We start from the raw sequence: 19,435 nt of genomic DNA on the forward strand, positions 1-19,435 counted from the left end.
CGGGTGGAACCCATGGCAGGAACCGACCGCGAGAAGGCTCTCGACGCCGCCCTCGCGCAGATTGAACGGCAATTCGGCAAGGGCGCGGTCATGCGCATGGGCGAGCGGTCCAAGGAGCCCATCGAGGTCATCCCGACCGGGTCGACCGCGCTCGACGTGGCCCTCGGCGTGGGCGGTCTGCCCCGCGGCCGTGTGGTGGAGATCTACGGGCCGGAGTCCTCCGGCAAGACCACGCTGACCCTGCACGCCGTGGCCAACGCCCAGAAGGCCGGCGGCCAGGTCGCCTTCGTGGACGCAGAGCACGCCCTCGACCCGGAGTACGCGCGCAAGCTCGGCGTCGACATCGACAACCTCATCCTCTCCCAGCCCGACAACGGCGAGCAGGCCCTGGAGATCGTGGACATGCTGGTCCGCTCCGGTGCCCTCGACCTGATCGTCATCGACTCGGTCGCCGCGCTCGTCCCGCGCGCGGAGATCGAGGGCGAGATGGGCGACAGCCACGTGGGTCTGCAGGCCCGCCTCATGAGCCAGGCCCTGCGGAAGATCACCAGCGCGCTCAACCAGTCCAAGACCACGGCCATCTTCATCAACCAGCTCCGCGAGAAGATCGGCGTGATGTTCGGCTCCCCGGAGACCACGACCGGTGGCCGGGCGCTGAAGTTCTACGCCTCGGTGCGTATCGACATCCGCCGCATCGAGACCCTGAAGGACGGCACGGAGGCGGTCGGCAACCGCACCCGCTGCAAGGTCGTGAAGAACAAGGTCGCGCCGCCCTTCAAGCAGGCCGAGTTCGACATCCTCTACGGCCAGGGCATCAGCCGCGAGGGCGGCCTGATCGACATGGGCGTGGAGCACGGCTTCGTCCGCAAGGCGGGCGCCTGGTACACGTACGAGGGCGACCAGCTCGGCCAGGGCAAGGAGAACGCGCGCAACTTCCTCAAGGACAACCCCGACCTGGCCAACGAGATCGAGAAGAAGATCAAGGAGAAGCTGGGCGTCGGCGTGCGGCCCGAGGAGCCGGCGGCCGAGCCCGGTGCGGACGCCGCGGTCGCCACCGCCACGGACGACGCCGCGAAGCCGGTGCCCGCCCCGGCTGCGGCGAAGACGGCCAAGACCAAGGCCGCGGCCGCCAAGAGCTGAGCCCGTGACACGGCGAACCGACTGGGCCGACGCCCACCCCGGCATCCCGTGGGAGCCGGGGACCGAGGGCGGGAGGCACGCTGCCGGACCCGGTGACGACCGTCCGGACGCGGACCCGTACCCCGGTGCGGGGACGTCCGCGGACGCCCGGCGCGGCACGGGCGGCTCACGAAGAGGGCGCCGGCGGCGCGGCTTCGGAGAACCGTCCGCCGAGGGCGGGGGCTCCTCTTCCTCGTCGAGGGCCGAGAAGGAGGAGTCCTCAGGGGACCCGGCTGAGCGGGCACGGGCCATCTGCCTGCGCCTGCTCACCGGGACCCCGCGCACCCGCAAGCAACTCGCGGACGCCCTGCGCAAGCGGGAGATCCCGGACGACGTCGCCGAGGAGGTGCTGTCACGGTTCGAAGAGGTCGGCCTGATCGACGACAGCGCCTTCGCCGACGCCTGGGTGGAGTCCCGGCACCACGGCCGCGGGCTGGCCAGACGGGCGCTCGCACGGGAGCTGCGGACCAAGGGAGTCGACTCCACCCTGATCGACGCGGCGGTCGCCCAGCTCGACGCGGAGCAGGAGGAGGCGACCGCGCGGGAGCTGGTCGCCCGCAAGCTGCGCGCCACTCGGGGCCTGGACCGCGACAAGCGCCTGCGCCGCCTCGCGGGGATGCTCGCCCGCAAGGGCTACTCCGAGGGCCTGGCCCTGCGGGTCGTCCGGCAGGCGCTGGAGGAGGAGGGGGAGGACACGGAGTTCCTGGAGGACGAGGGGTTCTGAGACGCCGGCGCGTGGCACTGGGCTTCGGTACGGCGACACGACGCGGCGGGCCCGGGCGCCGGGGCCCGGTGAGAAGGCGACCGAGGCGGCTGGACGCCTGGCCGCCCCCGACGTCATGGCCACCCGGTGAACGAGAGCGGCGGACCGAGCACGGTGGACCGAGCACGGTGGAGGGACGCACGCCGCCCCGGGGCGCGGGCCGGCGGCAAGGGGGCGCCGGCCCGGTCCGCACCGAACACCCGTTGCGGGCGACGGCCCGGCTGGTGACCGGCCGTCCCGCCCGAGCCCGGCGGGACGAAACGTGCCCGTCCCGCCGGCCCACCCGGAAGGCGTCCTCAGACGACCACCGGCAGCCCCGCCGCCCGCCACGCCTGGAACCCGCCCACCAGGTCCGTGGCCCGGTGCAGCCCCAGCCGGTGCAGCGACTCGGCGGCGAGGCTCGACGCGTAACCCTCGTTGCACAGCACCACGACCCGCAGGTCATGGCCGGTGGCCTCGGGCAGCCGGTGACTGCCCCAGGGGTCCAGGCGCCACTCCAGCTCGTTGCGCTCCACGACGAGGGCACCGGGGACCAGGCCGTCCCGCTCCCGCAGGGTGGCGTACCGGATGTCGACCAGCAGCGCCTCACCGGTCTGCTGGGCGTCGTACGCCTCCCTCGGCTCGATCCGCCGGTAGCGCGCCCGTACCTGCTCCAGCAACGTGTCGATGCCCACCGGCTCCTCGCGCGGCCCGCTCACTGCCAGTCCTCGGGGCGCTCCACGTGCTCCAGGCGCAGCACCTGGCCGGTGCGGCTGTAACGGCGGATCCGCGGCAGCGGCGGATAGTAGGCGTGCACGGAGATCGCGTGCTCCTCGGTCGACTCGTTCAGTACCTCGTGGACGTGGTGGCGGCCGAAGGCGCGGCCCCGGCCTGCCGGCAGCCGGCGCTCCCGGTCCACGTTCTCGGAGAGTTCGAGGGTCTTCCAGCCGTCGGTGGGCAGCCGGGCGGCGAGCGCGTTCTCCTTCAGCTCGCCGCGCGCGGTGAAGAAGGCTCCCACGGAGTCGGCGTGGTCGTGCCAGCCGGTGCCCGTCCCGGGCGGCCAGCCGATCAGCCAGGCCTCACTGCCGCCGGGCCCCTGGAGCCGCACCCAGGTGCGGCCTTCCGGATCGAGCGGCAGCGAGTCGATCAGCTCGGTGTCGGCGGCCGTACGCCGGGCGAAGTCCAGCAGATCGGCCTGGGAGGGAGCGGGGACGCGCCCGCGGGCGGGCGCGGAGAAGGAACGGGGGGAGGAAAGGGCAGACACGTGGACCGTCCTGTGAGTTCGCGTGAGCGCGCGCGGCAACGCCTCGGTCGGCCTCGGCGGCGCGCGGGGAAGGGAAGGCGAGTTCAGCAGGACGGCCGACACACGCAGCCCGCATAGCGGACGAGGTCCACATGGACCCTCCGCCACAGGCGTACGTACGTGTCGGTCACGATCCGGAGTACACCACGCCGGTCCGAGCGGGTCAACTCGCTGTCACCATGCGGACACACGGTGACGGACGGGCCGGGTTCGGCTCAGCGCGATCCCGCCCCGGCCTCCGCCTCCTCCTTCGCCGGCGCCGGACCGCCGAGCGTCGCTTCGGCCGCCGCGTAGAGGTCGGCGGGGCGCACCCCGTTCAGTGCCGTCACCAGATGGCCGTCGGGCCGCACGAGCAGCACCGTGTGGGCGGCCGCACCCGGGTAGCTCTCGGCGACCAGCAGCTCGGCCGGGTGCGGCAGGGCCGTCACCGCCGCCACGAGGCGGGGCATGATCCCGGCCGTCACCCAGTGCCTGCGTTCCCACACGCCCGTGCCCGGCGCGACGAGCACGACGAGCAGCGCGCCCCGGCCCAGCCGGTCCCGCAGCCGGACGAACGAGCCGTCCTCCGCGGTGACCACCACATCGGTGACCGGCGCACCCGGCGGAGTGTCGACGGGGACCTCGCCCTCGATGTGCCGGGGCGCGAGCGGGGAGTCGGCATACCCGGCCGGAGCGCCGAGCGGCCCGCCGCCCAAGTGCCCGTCCGTGAGCAGCGCGTCATGACCGCGAGCGGCACCGGGGACGTAGGAGCGCAGGCCCTTGCCACCGCGCAGCAGCGGCAGCGCCTGGTCGGCGGCGCGCAACCGGCCGGCGACGACCGCGCGCCGCTCCGCCTGATAGCTGTCCAGCAGTGCCTCGTGCGGCCCGTGGTGCCAGGCCAGCGCCAGCTTCCAGGCGAGGTTGTCGGCGTCCCGCAGCCCTTCGTCCAGGCCGTGGGTGCCGAGCGCGCCGAGCAGGTGCGCCGCGTCCCCCGCGAGGAAGACCCGGCCCACCCGCCAGCGGCGGGCCAGACGGTGGTGGACGACGTGGACGCCGGTGTCCAGCAGCTCGTACGAGGGTGACGTTTCTCCGGTCCAGCCGGTCAGTGTCTCCCGGACATGGGCCAGCAGGAGCTCGGGCGTGACGAGGTCCTTGCCGGGCGGCAGCAGCCAGTCCAGCCGCCAGACGCCGTCCGGGAGCGGGCGCGCGGTCACCTCCCCGGCCGAGGGGCCCGACGTCCGCCACGGCGGCATCCGGTGGAGCAACGCCCGGCCCGGCCACGGGAGTTCCGTCCGCAGCGCGGCGACGGCGTGCCGTTCCACCGCCGTACGGCCGGGGAAGCGGATGTCCAGGAGTTTGCGCACCGTCGAGCGCGGGCCGTCACAGCCGACCAGATGACTGCCCCGCCACCAGGTGCCGCCGGGCCCGCGGGTGTGCGCGGTGACGCCCGAGGTCTCCTGCTCGACGGCGTCCAGCCGGCTGTCCACGGCGATCTCGGCCAGCGGCTCCCGGGCCAGCGCGGCCCGCAGGGCACCGGTGAGCACGTGCTGGGCGACGTGCAGCGGGGGCGTGAGCGGCGCGGGCGCCTGCGGGTCCCCCGTGACCTCCGCGTCGTCCGGGTCCTCGCCGAAAGTGATCTCCCGCATCACCTGCTTGCGCCGCATCGACCGCCATCCGGCCCAACGGGCGCCGGCCTCGTCCAGCGGCACACCGGTCAGCCGCTCGATCAGCGCGGCGGTGTCCTCGCGCAGCACGACGGTGCGCGCGAGCCGTGGCTCGTCCTTGCCCGGCCCCTCGTCGAGGACGACGGAAGGCACCTCCTGACGCGCCAGCGCCAGGGCGAGCGTCAGCCCGACGGGCCCCGCTCCGACGATGATCACCGGGTCCACGGCGCGGCGCCCCCTGCCCGTGGCGGTGTCCTGAGGGACGTATGTGAACAGGAAGGTGGAGCAGGGTGCACGATCACAGAACGTATGCAACCTATTGCGGGTGCTTGCGTCAAGTGACGAGGGGCAGTGGCGATCATGCCGCTGCCCCTCGTGTCACAGGAGGATATTGACCGACGGTCAGATGGTGCCGCCCGCCCCGGTGCCGAACGAGCCGCCCACCTCCGCGGCGTTCATCTCCTCGACGTCGTCCTTGCCCAGCACCGCACCCGTCGACCGCTTGCTGCGCCGCAGCCTCTTCTCCAGCCAGCCCGCGAAGCTGGTGAGGATGAAGTTGACGATGATGTAGATGATCGCCACGACGATGAAGCTGGGGATGACGTTCGCGTAGTTGGCCGCGAGCGTGCCGCGCGTGTTCAGCAGCTCGGTGAAGCCGATCATCACGCCGCCGAGCGCGGTGTCCTTCACGATGACGACCAGCTGGGTGACGATCGCCGGGAGCATGGCCGTGACCGCCTGCGGCAGCAGGATGTGGGTCATCGTCTGGCCCTTGCGCAGACCGATCGCGTGGGCCGCTTCCGTCTGTCCCTTGGGCAGCGAGAGGATGCCCGCGCGGACGATCTCCGCGAGGACGGAGGCGTTGTAGAGCACGAGTCCGGTGACCACCGCGTACAGCGGCCGGTCCTCGCTGCTGACGTCCGTGTAGCGGGAGTAGAACTCGTTGGCGAACAGCATCAGCAGCAGGACCGGGATGGCCCGGAAGAACTCGATCACCGCTCCGGCCGGGATGCGCACCCAGACGTGGTCGGAGAGGCGGGAGATGCCGAAGAAGGCGCCCAGCGGGAGGGCGATGACCATGGCCAGCCCCGCCGCCTTGAGGGTGTCGGCCAGACCGGGCAACAGGTAGGTCGTCCAGGCCTCGGCCTGCGTGAACGGCTTCCACAGGGCCCATTCCAGCTGGCCCTTGTCGTCCATCACCGTGTAGACCCACCACAGCAGGAGGGCCAGCAGAACGAAGAAGACGACCGAGAAGATGATGTTGCGCCGCTTGGCCCGGGGGCCGGGGGCGTCGTAGAGAACCGAGGTCACCGCTTCACCGCCAGTCGCTTGCTCAGCCAGCCGAGGATCAGGCCGGTGGGCAGGGTCAGTACCACGAAACCGAAGGCGAAGACCGCGCCGATGAGCACCGTCTGAGCCTCGTTCTCGATCATTTCCTTCATCAGCAGCGCGGCCTCCGCCACACCGATGGTCGCCGCCACCGTGGTGTTCTTCGTCAGTGCGATCAGCACGTTGGCGAGCGGGCCGATGACCGAACGGAACGCTTGCGGCAGCACGATCAGGCGCAGCACCTGACCGAAGCTCAGGCCGATGGCACGGGCCGCCTCGGCCTGTCCGACCGGCACCGTGTTGATGCCGGAGCGCAGCGCCTCGCACACGAAGGCCGCGGTGTAGGCGACGAGGCTGAGCACCGCGAGGCGGAAGCCCTGGAGCTCGAAGTCGTCCGGTGCGCCCATGGTCACGCCGAAGATGTCGGCGAGGCCGAGCGAGGAGAAGACGACGATGACGGTGAGCGGGATGTTCCGGACGAGGTTCACGTAGGCGGTGCCGAAGCCGCGCATGAGCGGCACCGGGCTGACCCGCATCGCCGCCAGCAGGGTGCCCCAGATCAGGGAGCCGATGGCCGAGAACACGGTGAGCTGCACCGTCACCCAGAAGGCACCCAACAAGGTTGGATCGTCATAGTCAGAAATAAAGTCGAACACGATCTCCCGCGCTTCCGGGTGTGTGGCGTACGTGGCGGACGCGGCGTGCCGCCGCCCTGATCGCAGCGGACGGCGGCACGCCTCAGAAACCCCGCGTTACTGGACGGCCTGGGTTACTTGACGATGTTGCCGATCTTCGGGGCCGGCTCGTTCTTGTAGTCGGCCGGGCCGAAGTTCTCCTGGACCGCCTTGTCCCACGACTTGTCGCTGACCATCTTCTCCAGCGCGTCGTTGATCTTGTTCACGGTCTCGGTGTCGCCCTTCTTGACGCCGATGCCGTAGTTCTCGTTGCTCAGCTTCAGGCCGGCGAGCTTGAACTGGCCCTGGTACTGCTTCTGGGCGGCGAAGCCGGCGAGGATGGAGTCGTCGGTCGTCAGCGCGTCCACGGCACCGCTCTGCAGGGCGGCGAGGCACTCGGAGTAGGTGCCGACCTGCTTCAGCTGCGCCTTCGGAGCGATCGTGTCCTTGACGTTCTGCGCCGAGGTGGAACCGGTCACCGAGCAGAGCTTCTTGCCGTTGAGGTCGGTGCCCTCCTTGATGTCCGAGTCCTTCTTCACCAGCAGGTCCTGGTGAGCCAGCAGGTACGGACCCGCGAAGTCGACCTTCTCCTTGCGCTCGTCGGTGATGGAGTAGGTCGCGGCGATGAACTTCACGTCGCCGCGGGACAGCGCGTTCTCACGGTCGGCGCTCTTGGTCTCGACCCACTCGATCTGGTCGGGCTCGTAGCCGAGCTCCTTGGCCACGTACGTCGCCACGTCGACGTCGAAGCCGGAGAAGGAGCCGTCGGGCTCCTTCAGACCGAGACCGGGCTGGTCGTACTTGATGCCGATCTTGATCTTGTCGCCGCCACCGGAACCCGAGCTGCCGTTGCTGTCCTTGTCGCCGTCGCCGCCGCAGGCGGTCGCGGTGATCGACAGGACGAGCGCGGCCGCGGCCGCGGCGGTGACCTTGCGGAGCTTCATGGTGAACATCCTTTGCGTGGTGAAGGGGACGCGGGCCGTCCGGTGCGGGGTGTCGCGGCCGTCCGGTGCGGGGGTACCGGTGGTGCGGGCCGTCCGGTGCGGTGGACCGGGCGTGCGGGCCGTCTCCGGTGCGGTGGTACCGGGCGTGCGGGCCGTCCGGTGCGGGGGTGACGCTGCTCGTCGCTCGCGCGACGAGACCGGGTCAGTGGTGCAGGATCTTCGACAGGAAGTCCTTGGCGCGATCGCTGCGCGGGTTGCTGAAGAACTGGTCGGGCGCGGCCTCCTCGACGATGCGGCCGTCCGCCATGAAGACCACGCGGTTCGCGGCCGACCGGGCGAAGCCCATCTCGTGGGTCACCACGATCATGGTCATGCCCTCACGGGCGAGCTGCTGCATGACCTCGAGGACCTCGTTGATCATCTCCGGGTCGAGCGCCGACGTCGGCTCGTCGAAGAGCATGACCTTGGGGTCCATGGCGAGGGCCCGCGCGATGGCGACACGCTGCTGCTGGCCGCCGGAGAGCTGCGCGGGGTACTTGTCCGCCTGGCTGGCCACGCCGACCCGGTCCAGCAGGGCGCGCGCCTTCTCCTCGGCCTTCTTCTTGTCCGCCTTGCGGACCTTGACCTGGCCGAGCATCACGTTCTCGAGCACGGTCTTGTGCGCGAAGAGATTGAAGGACTGGAACACCATCCCGACGTCGGCCCGCAGCCGGGCCAGCTCCTTGCCCTCCTGGGGCAGCGGCTTCCCGTCGATCGAGATCGTGCCGGAGTCGATCGTCTCCAGGCGGTTGATGGTGCGGCACAGGGTGGACTTCCCGGACCCGGAGGGCCCGATGACCACGACGACTTCGCCGCGGGCGATCGTGAGATCGATGTCCTGGAGTACGTGCAACGCGCCGAAGTGCTTGTTGACGCTCTTCAGGACGACCAGTTCGCCGGGCGCGGCCACATCTTCCTTGGCCACCGATACTTCGGTCATCGCTTGCTGGCTCCGTCCTCCTCGGGTTTCGGAGGACACTAGTAACCCTACGCGACCTGCGTCATTACATCTGAGGGGAATCTGAGCATCACGATCCGATAGCAATCGGACACCTGTCGTAGCACTTGTGACCTGCGACCGTATCGGCCGGATAACTTCGGTGGCCCGGCAACCGGAACCCTCTTGACGCCGTCCTCATCCATCAGCGTGACTGCCATGGTGCACGCACGCGCGCGTGCACGCGACCACAGTCGACGAATCCGACCAGCCGATGAACCGAAGGGGGCCGGGATGAGACTTCTCCTCGTCGAGGACGACAACCATGTCGCCACCGCTCTGTCCGCGGTCCTCGCGCGGCACGGCTTCGACGTCACCCACGCCCGCAGCGGCGAGGAGGCCCTGCAGGCCCTGGTGCCCGAAGGTGCGGGCTTCGGCGTCGTCCTGCTCGACCTCGGGCTGCCCGACCAGGACGGGTACGAGGTGTGCAGCAAGATCCGCAAGCGCACCGCCACACCGGTGATCATGGTCACCGCGCGGTCCGACGTGCGCTCCCGCATCCACGGCCTCAACCTGGGGGCCGACGACTACGTGGTCAAGCCGTACGACACCGGGGAACTGCTCGCCCGGATCCACGCCGTCAGCCGGCGCTCGGTGCACGAGGACGCCACCGGCCCCGTCGAGACCGCCCTCCACCTGGGGCCCGTCCGGATCGAGCTGCCCACGCGCCAGGTCAGCGTCGACGGTTCGGCCGTCCAGCTGACCCGCAAGGAGTTCGACCTCCTCGCCCTCCTGGCGCAACGCCCGGGCGTGGTCTTCCGGCGGGAGCAGATCATCAGCGAGGTCTGGCGCACCAGCTGGGAGGGGACCGGCCGCACCCTGGAGGTGCACGTCGCGTCCCTGCGGGCCAAGCTGCGCATGCCGGCGCTCATCGAGACCGTGCGCGGCGTCGGCTACCGGCTCGTCGCCCCGGGCGCGTAGCGGGGCAGGGTGCGCACACGTCTCCTGCCGCTGCTCATCGTCCTGATGGCGGCCGTGCTGCTGGCGCTCGGCCTTCCGCTCGCCGTCAGCCTCGCCGCGGCCCAGCAGCAGAAGGTGGTCGTCGACCGGATCGACGACACCGCGCGGTTCGCGGCCCTCGCCCAGTTCGTCACCGCCCCGCCCGCCGTCGAGGACGAGCGCCGCGAGACGCTGAAGCGCGAACTGATCAGCTACTACAAGGTCTACGGCATTCGGGCCGGCGTCTTCTACCGCAACAGCACCCCCATGGCCCATGCCCCCGACGACTGGCTGCTCCCCCGGTCGGGGGAGGTGCGGGCGGCGTTCGACGAGGCGTTCCTCAGCCGCCGCAGCCACGACCCGAAGCAGGTGTGGCCCTGGGAGCGGCACCGCCTGGTCGTCGCCTCGCCGGTGATCCGGGACGGCGACGTCGTCGCGGTGGTGGTCACCGACTCGCCCACCGGCCAGATGCGGTCACGGATCCTGCAGGGCTGGCTGGTCATCGCCGCGGGGGAGACCGCCGCGATGCTGCTGGCCGTGGGCGCCGCGCTGCGGCTGACCGGCTGGGTCCTCAAGCCCGTGCGGGTACTGGACGCCACCACCCACGACATCGCCACGGGGCGGCTGAAGTCCAGGGTGGCGGTGGCGAGCGGGCCGCCCGAGCTGCGCCGGCTCGCCCGGTCCTTCAACGAGATGGTGGACAACGTCGAGGGCGTCCTGGACCAGCAGCGCGCCTTCGTCGCCGACGCCTCCCACCAGCTGCGCAACCCGCTGGCGGCGCTGCTGCTGCGCATCGAGCTGCTGGCGCTGGAGCTGCCGGAGGGCAACGAGGAGATCGCCTCCGTGCAGGCCGAGGGCAAGCGCCTCGCCCAGGTGCTCGACGGCCTGCTCGGCCTGGCGCTCGCCGAGCACGCCGAGGCCGACCTGACACTCACCGACATCGGCGCGCTCACCGCCGAACGGGTGGCGGCCTGGGCGCCCACGGCCGAGGCCAAGGGCGTACGGCTGGTGGCCGACTGCCCGCCCACCACCGCCTGGGCCGACGCGGTCACCCTGTCCAGCGCGCTGGACGCGGTGATCGACAACGCGCTCAAGTTCACTCCGGCAGGGGAGAGCGTGGAGGTGAGCGTGGCGTCCAACGGCGACACCTCCACGGTCGTCGTCGCGGACCACGGGCCGGGCCTCACCGACGAGGAGCTGACCCGCGTCGGCGACCGCTTCTGGCGCAGCGGCCGCCACCAGAACGTCAAGGGCTCCGGCCTCGGCCTGTCCATCACGCGCGCGCTGCTGGCCTCGGCGGGCGGCTCCATCACCTACGACCATCACGAACCCCACGGGCTCAGGGTGACGCTGAGGGTGCCGCGGAGCGGGCCCGCGACGTGACCGGGGGAACCGGCCGCCGGGCACGGTGCCACCGCGCGGGGGACGCGTCCACGGCTCGCACGCGCAGGGCCGGCACGGGTTCACGCCGTCACGGCTTCACCGAGCGGTAGTAGCGCCGCGCGCCCTCGTGCAGGGTCAGCGGGTCGGTGTAGATCGCGGTGCGCAGGTCGACCAGCTGCGCGGAGTGGACGTGGGCCCCGATGCGGTCGCGGCTCCTGATGACGGTCCGGGTCAGCCACTCGGTCAGCTCGGGATCCATGTCCGCGCGGGTGATCAGCAGGTTGGACACGGCGATGGTCGGTACGGCCTCGCCCTTCTGGATCGGCGGGTAGGCCGACTCCGGGATGCTGGTGGCGCGGTAGTACCGGGTGGCGGCGCGCCCCTGGTGCAGCTTGGCGACCAGGCCGGCGTCGATCGGGACGAACCGGAACAGCTCGGTCCTGGCGAGCTTGCGCAGACCGTCCGTCGGCAGCCCGCCCGACCAGAAGAACGCGTCGAGCTTCTTCCCCAGCTGCCTGGGCCCGGTGTCGATGCCGTCCGAGTACGGCGTGATGTCGCGCTCCGGGTCGAGACCGGCCGCCCTGAGCACCCGGGTGGCGATCAGCCGCACCCCCGAGTCGGGCAGCCCTATGGCCACCCGCTTGCCCCGCAGGTCGGCGACGGACCGGATCTCCGAGTTCGGCGGGACGACGAGCTGCACGTAGTCGTCGTACAGGCGAGCCACCCCGCGCAGCCGGCCGGCGCCCTCCCCGCCGAGCTTGTACGTCTCCACCGCGTCGGCGGCGGCGATGGTGAAGTCGGCCTTCCCGGTGGCCACGCGCGCGACGTTCTCCTGCGAACCCGCGCTGGTGAGCAGCTCGACCCCGAGGTCCGGCATGTCCTTGGCCAGCTCCTTGCGCAGCCGGTCCCCGTACTCGTAGTAGACCCCCGCGCGGGTGCCCGTGCTGAACCTGATCGTCCCGCCCGGCGGCTCCTCCTCCAACGGCAGCAGCCACCACAGCAGCAGCCCGAGCGCCACGACACCGACGGTCGCGCTCTGCAGGGCCCGGCGCCGGCCGATGCGGGGGAGCAGCTTGGACATGCGCGAGATCCTGCCAGCTCACGGGCCCGGCTGACCAGGGCCGGAATCACAGCCGGGACTGCCGGTCCCGGCCGACGGCCCGCTGGGCCGGCTCGCGCGCGGGCCGACGTGGTCCGCGTGGCGTACGGCACCGCGCTCCGCCACGGCATCGGCCCGGACCGGCTGGTCACCGCGTTCCACCGCTCCGACACGACCGGGCCGGGTCCGGGCCCCGACGGCACGGTCTCCCGCAGGGCCACGACAAGGCCCCTCGATGGCGCGTGCGGCGAGGCGCCGGACGGTCGGCGGTGCTCCGGCGGGCGGCGCGGCGGGCGCGGTCCGCCTGGGTCACCGCTCAGGAGGACTCCCGGCCATCGGGTGGACTCCCGGCCGCTCAGGAGGACTCCCGGCCTCCAGGAGGACCCGCGGCCGCCCAGGAGGACTCCCGGCGGCCGGCCGTACGCAGCGCGGCGCGCGCCCCGCCCGTCCGGTCGCCCCGCGCCGGCCGGTGTCTCAGTCGCCCACCGGCGTCTGCGCGCGCTGCTCCTCCTCGGGGCGCACGGGACCCGCGGCCTGCGCACGCGCGGAGGACCGGCGGGTCCACCAGGCCGCCAGCGGCTCGGTGTACCGCGCGGTGAGCGGGCCGAGGACGACCAGGAGGAGGACGTAGGCGGTGGCGAGCGGGCCCAGGGCCGGTTCGATACCCGCGGTGACCGCCAGGCCGGCGATGACGATGGAGAACTCGCCGCGGGCCACCAGCGCCCCGCCCGTCCGCCAGCGGCCCTTGACGGAGATGCCGGCCCGGCGCGCCGCCCAGTACCCGGTGGCGATCTTCGTCACGGCGGTGACGATCGCCAGTACGAGGGCGGGCAGCAGCACCGGGGGAATGCTCGCCGGGTCGGTGTGCAGCCCGAAGAAGACGAAGAACACCGCGGCGAACAGGTCCCTGAGCGGGCTGAGCAGGGTGTGCGCGCCCTCCGCGGCCTCCCCGGACAGTGCGATGCCGACCAGGAAGGCACCCACCGCCGCGGACACCTGGAGCTGCTGCGCCACACCCGCGACCAGGATCGTCAGGCCCAGCACGACGAGCAGCAGCTTCTCCGGATCGTCGCTGGAGACGAACCGCGAGATGACCCGGCCGTACCGCACGGCCGCGAACAGCACCAGCCCGGCGACGCCCAGCGCGATCGCCAGCGTCACGCTCCCGGCCGCCAGCCCCACCCCGGCGACCAGCGCGGTGACGATCGGCAGGTACACGGCCATCGCCAGGTCCTCCAGGACCAGGACGCTGAGGATGACCGGGGTCTCCCGGTTGCCGATCCGGCCCAGTTCGCCGAGGACCTTGGCGATGACTCCGGAGGAGGAGATCCAGGTGACGCCGGCCAGCACGACGGCGGCGACGGGACCCCAGCCGAGGAGCAGCGCGGCGGCGGCACCGGGCAGGGCGTTGAGCGCGCAGTCGACGAGTCCGGCCGGGTAGTGCGCCTTGAGGTTGGAGACGAGATCGTTCGCCGTGTACTCCAGGCCGAGCATCAGCAGCAGGAGGATCACGCCGATCTCGGCGCCCGTGGCGATGAACTCCTCGCTCGCGCCGAGCGGCAGCAGACCGCCCGTGCCGAAGGCCAGACCGGCCAGCAGGTACAGGGGGATCGCGGAGATGCCGAACCGCCCGGCGATCCGGCCGAGCAGGCCGAGGCCGAGGATGATGGAACCGAACTCGATCAGGAGGATCGCGGAGTGCACCCGTTCACTCCCGCCCGAGTATCGCGGCAGCGGCGTCGACGCCCTCCCGGGTGCCGATCACGATCACGATGTCGCCGCCCGCGAGCCGGAAGTCCGGCGCGGGCGACGGGATCGCCTCGGCCCGCCGCAGCACCGCCACCACGGAGGCACCGGTCTCGGTCCGCATCCGGGTGTCGCCGAGCAGCCGCCCGTTCCAGCGTGAGGTCGCGCCCACCTCGATCCGCTCGGCCACCAGGCCCAGATCGGTGGTGTACAGCAGGCTGGTGCTGTGGTGCGACGGCATGAGGGCGTCGATCAGCGCGCCCGCCTCGGCGCCGGTCAGTTTCAGGGACTGGGCGCAGGAATCGGGGTCGTCCGCGCGGTACACCCCGACCGTGCGGGTGCCGTCGCGGTGTGCCACGACGGACAGGTGGCGCTGCTCGCGCGTCACGAGGTCGTACTGGACCCCGATACCCGGCAGCGGCGTCGCCTTCAGGCGCGGTGCGGACACGTTTCTTCCCCTTGTTCGCCTTGCTTCTTCCCCATGGGCCCGGGTCCCCCGGTCGATACGGGAGACTCCGGCATGCTCATGCTGTCAGCCGCCCGTACGGTGACGACATGGGTGTTGTCACGGATATACGCGGGCGCCTGGCCGGGTCCAGACTGGACGGGGCGCCGTCGCGTCCGGGGGCCGCGAAGGCCGGGAAGCCGACGGGAGTCGGAGAGGCCGAAGCGACTGCCGAGGTCGATGCGACCGCCGGGGCCGCTGCGACCGTCGGGGCCGAAGGGACCGCCGGGGCCGCTGCGACCGCCAGGGTCCAAGGGACCACAGGGGCCGAAAGGACTCCCGGGCTCCGGGGGACCACCGGGCCCGAGAAGGCCCGAAGGACGACCGGAACCGAAGAGTCCGCACAGGCGGCCGGAACCGGCGAGGCCGGGAAGACGGCGAGGACCCCGGAGGCCGCTGGGGCACGAGAGAGCGGAGTCGGAAGCGTGTCGCTGTTCTGGCGGATCTTCTCGCTCAACTCCGCCGGTCTGGTCGTCGCGGCCGCACTGCTGCTGGGGCCGGTCACCGTGTCGACCCCCGTGCTGCCCGGCGAGGCGCTGGTCGTGCTCGCCGGACTCGCCGCGCTGCTGGCCGGCAACGCGGCCGTGCTGCGCATCGGACTCGCGCCCCTGCAGCGGCTGGGCCGGGCCATGGCGGCCGCGGACCTGCTGCGGCCCGGGACCCGCGCGGTCGTCGCGGGGCCCCCGGAGACCGCCGAGCTGATCACGACGTACAACACCATGCTCGACCGTCTGGAGACCGAACGCGCCGCCAGCGCCGGCCGCGCGCTGCTCGCGCAGGAACGCGAACGGCACCGCGTCGCGCGGGAACTGCACGACGAGGTCGGCCAGACCCTCACCGCCGTGCTGCTCCAGCTCAAGCGGGTCGCCGACCGGGCGCCCGAGGGACTGCGCGAGGAACTCGGCCAGGCACAGGAGGCCACCCGCGCGGGGCTGGACGAGATCCGCCGCATAGCGCGCCGGCTGCGCCCGGGCGTGCTGGAGGAACTGGGCCTGGCCAGCGCGCTGCGCTCACTCGCCGGCGAGTTCACCGCCCACGGGCTGACCGTGCGGCACGAGGTGCGCGGCGAGCTGCCCCCGCTGACCGAGGAGACCGAACTCGTGATCTACCGGGTGGCGCAGGAAGGGCTCACGAACACCGCGCGGCACTCCGGCGCCGACCGCGCGGAGCTCCGCCTGGGTACCGTCCCCGGCGGTGTCGAACTGCTCGTCCGCGACAACGGCATGGGCCTGGGGGCGGCCCCGCGGGAGGGAGCCGGCATCAGCGGGATGCGGGAGCGGGCGCTGCTGATCGGGGCGGAGCTGGGCCTCGGACCGGGCCCCGGCGGGGGCACCGACGTACGGATGCGGATCCCGTGCGGACGGCGGGAGGCCCGGTGACCGTCCCCGTCCGCGTCCTCCTCGCCGACGACCACACGCTCGTCCGCCGAGGAGTGCGCCTGATCCTGGACGGCGAACCGGACCTGACGGTCGTCGCCGAGGCCGGCGACGGCGCGGAGGCGGTCGCACGCGCGCGTGCGGGCGATGTCGACCTGGCGGTCCTGGACGTCGCCATGCCCCGCATGACGGGTCTGCAGGCGGCCCGTGAGCTGTCCCGGCGGCTGCCCGGGCTGCGCATCCTCATCCTCACGATGTACGACAACGAGCAGTACTTCTTCGAGGCGCTGAAGGCCGGGGCCTGCGGCTACGTCCTCAAGTCCGTGGCCGACCGCGACCTCGTCGAGGCCTGCCGCGCGGCGATGCGCGACGAGCCGTTCGTCTACCCGGGCGCCGAGCGGGCCCTGGTCCGCGCCTACCTCGACCGTCTCCGCCGCGGTGACGGCCGCCTGCCGGAACGGGCCGTCACCGAGCGCGAGGAGGAGATCCTGAAGCTGGTCGCCGAGGGCCACACCTCCAAGGAGATCGCCGAGCTGCTGTTCATCAGCGTCAAGACGGTCGAACGCCACCGCGCCAACCTGCTGCAGAAGCTCGGCCTGCGCGACCGCCTGGAACTGACCCGGTACGCGATTCGGGCGGGCCTGATCGAACCGTGAGCCGACCGGGTGACCCGGATCGCGCCGGAGGTTGTCCACAGGCGTCCCGAGCCACTTCCGCCGACCGCCTACCCTTGTCCCATGAGCAGCATCGACCAGAGCCGGGCCGTGGGCGTCCGCACATACGAGGTACGCACCTACGGGTGCCAGATGAACGTCCATGATTCCGAGCGGCTGGCCGGTCTGCTGGAGGACGCGGGCTACGTGCGCGCCCCCGAGGGCTCCGACGGCGACGCCGACGTCGTCGTCTTCAACACCTGCGCGGTCCGGGAGAACGCCGACAACCGGCTGTACGGCAACCTCGGCCACCTCGCCCCGAAGAAGGCCCGGCGGCCCGGCATGCAGATCGCGGTCGGCGGCTGTCTCGCCCAGAAGGACCGCGACACCATCGTGAAGAGGGCGCCCTGGGTCGACGTCGTCTTCGGCACGCACAACATCGGCAAGCTGCCGGTGCTGCTGGAACGCGCGCGCGTGCAGGAAGAGGCCCAGGTCGAGATCGCCGAGTCGCTGGAGGCGTTCCCCTCCACGCTGCCGACCCGGCGCGAGAGCGCCTACGCCGCGTGGGTCTCCATCTCCGTCGGCTGCAACAACACGTGCACCTTCTGCATCGTCCCCGCACTGCGCGGCAAGGAGAAGGACCGCCGCCCCGGCGACATCCTCGCCGAGGTCGAGGCCCTGGTAGCCGAGGGCGTCTCCGAGATCACCCTGCTCGGCCAGAACGTCAACGCCTACGGCTCCGACATCGGCGACCGCGAGGCGTTCAGCAAGCTGCTGCGGGCCTGCGGGAAGATCGAGGGCCTGGAGCGGGTGCGCTTCACCTCCCCGCACCCGCGCGACTTCACCGACGACGTCATCGCCGCCATGGCCGAGACGCCGAACGTGATGCCGCAGCTGCACATGCCGCTCCAGTCCGGTTCCGACACCGTGCTGAAGGCGATGCGCCGCTCCTACCGCCAGGAGCGCTACCTCGGCATCATCGAGAAGGTCCGCGCGGCCATCCCGCACGCGGCGATCACCACCGACATCATCGTGGGCTTCCCCGGCGAGACCGAGGAGGACTTCGAGCAGACCCTGCACGTGGTGCGCGAGGCCCGCTTCGCCCAGGCGTTCACCTTCCAGTACTCCAAGCGCCCGGGCACCCCGGCCGCCGAGATGGACGACCAGATCCCCAAGGAGGTCGTCCAGGCGCGTTACGAGCGGCTGGTCGCCCTCCAGGAGGAGATCTCCTGGGAGGAGAACAAGAAGCAGGTCGGGCGCACCCTGGAGCTGATGGTCGCCGAGGGCGAAGGCCGCAAGGACGGCACCACCCACCGTCTGTCCGGACGCGCCCCCGACAACCGGCTGGTCCACTTCACCAAGCCGGAGCAGGAGGTGCGCCCCGGCGACGTGGTGACCGTCGAGGTCACCTACGCCGCTCCGCACCACCTGCTCGCCGAGGGCGCCGTCCTCGCCGTGCGCCGCACCCGCGCGGGCGACGCCTGGGAGAAGCGCAACGCAGCCGAGACCGCCAAGCCGGCCGGTGTGATGCTCGGCCTGCCCAAGATCGGGGTCCCTCAGCCCCTGCCGGTCGCCACGGGCAGCGGCTGCGGCTGCGACTGACGCAGCGCCGGCAGGCGGCCGACGTGAGACTCGCCGGGACAGGGACAGCGCGGGGGCCCGTGCCGCAGACGTGACGGGCTCCCACCCGGCACGGTGAGCCGTGCGGCCCCGCGCGGGTTACCCTGCCGATCATGCTTGTCGCCGCCGCCGTCTGCCCCTGTCCGCCCCTCCTGGTGCCCGTGATCGCCGCGGGCGCCGCGCCCGAGCTGGACCCGGCGCGTGCCGCCTGCACGGACGCGCTCGGCGTGCTCGCCGCCGCCCGGCCGGACCGGCTGGTGGTGGTCGGGCCCGCGGACGACGGGGGAGCCGGCCCGTACCCGGAGGGCACGCCCGGCTCCTTCCGTGGCTTCGGCGTCGATCTCGCCGTACGCCTGGGCCGCGCGGGGGCCGCCGTGGAGGCGCGCGAACTGCCGCCGTCGCTGGCGGTCGCCGCCTGGCTCCTGGAGCGCACCGGCTGGTCGGACGCCCCGATCGAGGCAATGGGCGTGGCGGAACCGCTCGGCGCCGAGCGGTGCCTCGACGTGGGAAGGGACATCGCCGCCCGCGCGCCACGGGTGGCGCTGCTGGTGATGGGCGACGCCAGCGCGTGCCGCACGGTGAAGGCGCCGGGCTACCTGGACGAGCGGGCGGAGCCCTTCGACGCGGAGGTCGCGCGAGCGCTGGGTACGGCGGACGTCGCGGCGCTGCGGGCGCTCGACACCGGGCTCGCCCGGGAGTTGAAGGTGTCGGGGCGCGCGCCGTGGCAGGTGCTCGCCGGAGCGGCACAGGACGCGGGGCTCAGCGGCGCGCTGCTGTACGAGGACGCGCCGTACGGCGTGGGGTACGTGGTGGCGGCCTGGTCGTAACCCCGCCCGACTCCCGCCCGGCTCGCATCCGGGGCACGGGGCCTCAGGGTGTCCGCACGCGGCGGACGGCCGAGGAGCGGCACGCTCCCCGGCCGTCCGCCGCGTGCGTCGTCCTGCGGTGCCGACCGCGATCAGGAAGCCGGTGGGGGCGTGCCGGGCGGCGTGCTCGGCGGGGCGCCGGTGGTGCCTCCCGGGCCGGTGCCGTCCTTGTGCGCGAGCCGTTCCACCGCGCCCTTCGCCTTGCCGGAGCCCGACTGGATCCTGTCGCTGTACTTGCCCCTGGTGCGTTCGTCGACGACCTTGGCGGCGCGGTCGATGCCGTGCTGGATCCTGTCCCCGTGCTGCTGTGCGAGGCCGGAGACCTTGTCCCTGGCCGGGACGAGCCTGGCCTTCACACTCTCGAAGAGACCCATGGGTCCGCCTTCCCTCGCGGGCGG

General features: G+C 72.3%; 20 protein-coding genes. 8 read left to right on the forward strand and 12 right to left on the reverse strand.

Annotated elements, in window-relative coordinates:
• The first annotated feature begins 12 nt into the window (after positions 1 to 12).
• Positions 13 to 1,140 carry a recombinase RecA gene (recA, locus tag SGLAU_RS24560; protein WP_043504604.1) on the forward strand — a complete coding sequence of 376 codons (1,128 nt, stop codon included), beginning with the start codon at positions 13 to 15 and terminating at the stop codon, positions 1,138 to 1,140.
• A 4-nt stretch (positions 1,141 to 1,144) separates the two neighbouring features.
• Complete coding sequence (gene recX / locus SGLAU_RS24565) at positions 1,145 to 1,903, forward strand: recombination regulator RecX (protein WP_043504606.1); 759 nt, start codon at positions 1,145 to 1,147, stop codon at positions 1,901 to 1,903.
• 335 nt (positions 1,904 to 2,238) lie between these two features.
• Here recX and SGLAU_RS24570 read toward each other — a convergent pair whose 3' ends face one another.
• The 8 genes from SGLAU_RS24570 to SGLAU_RS24600 form a co-directional block, all read right to left on the reverse strand.
• Positions 2,239 to 2,640: a rhodanese-like domain-containing protein gene (locus tag SGLAU_RS24570; RefSeq protein ID WP_043504608.1), complete on the reverse strand. Its 402-nt coding sequence runs from the start codon at positions 2,638 to 2,640 to the stop codon at positions 2,239 to 2,241.
• Positions 2,637 to 3,185 (reverse strand): cysteine dioxygenase, encoded by a 549-nt coding sequence (locus tag SGLAU_RS24575; RefSeq protein WP_043504609.1) that lies wholly within the window; start codon positions 3,183 to 3,185, stop codon positions 2,637 to 2,639. The genes SGLAU_RS24570 and SGLAU_RS24575 overlap by 4 nt, the downstream gene beginning before the upstream one ends.
• An 83-nt stretch (positions 3,186 to 3,268) precedes the next feature.
• The gene (locus SGLAU_RS36985) at positions 3,269 to 3,415 is read right to left on the reverse strand and encodes a putative leader peptide (protein WP_367532176.1); all 147 of its coding nucleotides are present in this window, start codon (positions 3,413 to 3,415) and stop codon (positions 3,269 to 3,271) included.
• 24 nt (positions 3,416 to 3,439) lie between these two features.
• The gene (locus SGLAU_RS24580; RefSeq protein WP_043504611.1) at positions 3,440 to 5,092 is read right to left on the reverse strand and encodes an FAD-dependent monooxygenase; all 1,653 of its coding nucleotides are present in this window, start codon (positions 5,090 to 5,092) and stop codon (positions 3,440 to 3,442) included.
• Positions 5,093 to 5,269: 177 nt separating this feature from the next.
• Positions 5,270 to 6,178 (reverse strand): amino acid ABC transporter permease, encoded by a 909-nt coding sequence (locus SGLAU_RS24585; protein ID WP_043504613.1) that lies wholly within the window; start codon positions 6,176 to 6,178, stop codon positions 5,270 to 5,272.
• A complete protein-coding gene (locus tag SGLAU_RS24590; protein WP_043504615.1) occupies positions 6,175 to 6,852 on the reverse strand; it encodes an amino acid ABC transporter permease in 678 nt (225 codons plus the stop codon). Before SGLAU_RS24590 ends, SGLAU_RS24585 begins: the two co-directional genes overlap by 4 nt.
• Positions 6,853 to 6,965: 113 nt before the next feature.
• Positions 6,966 to 7,814 (reverse strand): glutamate ABC transporter substrate-binding protein, encoded by an 849-nt coding sequence (locus SGLAU_RS24595; RefSeq protein ID WP_078957873.1) that lies wholly within the window; start codon positions 7,812 to 7,814, stop codon positions 6,966 to 6,968.
• A 202-nt stretch (positions 7,815 to 8,016) separates the two neighbouring features.
• Positions 8,017 to 8,793 (reverse strand): amino acid ABC transporter ATP-binding protein, encoded by a 777-nt coding sequence (locus SGLAU_RS24600; protein ID WP_043504617.1) that lies wholly within the window; start codon positions 8,791 to 8,793, stop codon positions 8,017 to 8,019.
• A 291-nt stretch (positions 8,794 to 9,084) separates the two neighbouring features.
• On the opposite strand from SGLAU_RS24600, the gene SGLAU_RS24605 reads away from it, so the two are divergent.
• On the forward strand, positions 9,085 to 9,771 hold the full coding sequence (locus tag SGLAU_RS24605) for a response regulator transcription factor (RefSeq protein ID WP_043504618.1): 687 nt from the start codon (positions 9,085 to 9,087) through the stop codon (positions 9,769 to 9,771).
• A 9-nt stretch (positions 9,772 to 9,780) separates the two neighbouring features.
• Complete coding sequence (locus tag SGLAU_RS24610; RefSeq protein WP_043504620.1) at positions 9,781 to 11,172, forward strand: sensor histidine kinase; 1,392 nt, start codon at positions 9,781 to 9,783, stop codon at positions 11,170 to 11,172.
• Positions 11,173 to 11,260: 88 nt separating this feature from the next.
• Here SGLAU_RS24610 and SGLAU_RS24615 read toward each other — a convergent pair whose 3' ends face one another.
• The 3 genes from SGLAU_RS24615 to SGLAU_RS24625 all read right to left on the reverse strand — a co-directional run bounded on the left by SGLAU_RS24615 (position 11,261) and on the right by SGLAU_RS24625 (position 14,465).
• Positions 11,261 to 12,253 (reverse strand): TAXI family TRAP transporter solute-binding subunit, encoded by a 993-nt coding sequence (locus tag SGLAU_RS24615; RefSeq protein ID WP_043504621.1) that lies wholly within the window; start codon positions 12,251 to 12,253, stop codon positions 11,261 to 11,263.
• A gap of 492 nt (positions 12,254 to 12,745) precedes the next feature.
• A complete protein-coding gene (locus SGLAU_RS24620) occupies positions 12,746 to 13,975 on the reverse strand; it encodes a cation:proton antiporter (RefSeq protein WP_043504623.1) in 1,230 nt (409 codons plus the stop codon).
• Between the two features lie 4 nt (positions 13,976 to 13,979).
• The gene (locus SGLAU_RS24625; RefSeq protein WP_043504624.1) at positions 13,980 to 14,465 is read right to left on the reverse strand and encodes a cation:proton antiporter regulatory subunit; all 486 of its coding nucleotides are present in this window, start codon (positions 14,463 to 14,465) and stop codon (positions 13,980 to 13,982) included.
• A 482-nt stretch (positions 14,466 to 14,947) separates the two neighbouring features.
• On the opposite strand from SGLAU_RS24625, the gene SGLAU_RS24630 reads away from it, so the two are divergent.
• The 4 genes from SGLAU_RS24630 to SGLAU_RS24645 all read left to right on the forward strand — a co-directional run bounded on the left by SGLAU_RS24630 (position 14,948) and on the right by SGLAU_RS24645 (position 18,998).
• Positions 14,948 to 15,901 (forward strand): sensor histidine kinase, encoded by a 954-nt coding sequence (locus SGLAU_RS24630; protein WP_043504625.1) that lies wholly within the window; start codon positions 14,948 to 14,950, stop codon positions 15,899 to 15,901.
• A complete protein-coding gene (locus SGLAU_RS24635; RefSeq protein WP_043506967.1) occupies positions 15,898 to 16,554 on the forward strand; it encodes a response regulator in 657 nt (218 codons plus the stop codon). Before SGLAU_RS24630 ends, SGLAU_RS24635 begins: the two co-directional genes overlap by 4 nt.
• An 81-nt stretch (positions 16,555 to 16,635) precedes the next feature.
• Complete coding sequence (gene miaB / locus SGLAU_RS24640; RefSeq protein WP_043504627.1) at positions 16,636 to 18,153, forward strand: tRNA (N6-isopentenyl adenosine(37)-C2)-methylthiotransferase MiaB; 1,518 nt, start codon at positions 16,636 to 16,638, stop codon at positions 18,151 to 18,153.
• 131 nt (positions 18,154 to 18,284) lie between these two features.
• Entirely contained in the window at positions 18,285 to 18,998 is a 714-nt protein-coding gene (locus tag SGLAU_RS24645) for a class III extradiol dioxygenase subunit B-like domain-containing protein (protein ID WP_043504628.1), read from the forward strand.
• Between the two features lie 131 nt (positions 18,999 to 19,129).
• On the opposite strand, the gene SGLAU_RS24650 is transcribed toward SGLAU_RS24645, so the two are convergent.
• Entirely contained in the window at positions 19,130 to 19,411 is a 282-nt protein-coding gene (locus tag SGLAU_RS24650) for an antitoxin (protein WP_043504630.1), read from the reverse strand.
• Between the last annotated feature and the right edge of the window lie 24 nt (positions 19,412 to 19,435).

Origin of the sequence: Streptomyces glaucescens, assembly GCF_000761215.1 — a bacterium.
GTDB classification, from domain to species: domain Bacteria; phylum Actinomycetota; class Actinomycetes; order Streptomycetales; family Streptomycetaceae; genus Streptomyces; species Streptomyces glaucescens_B.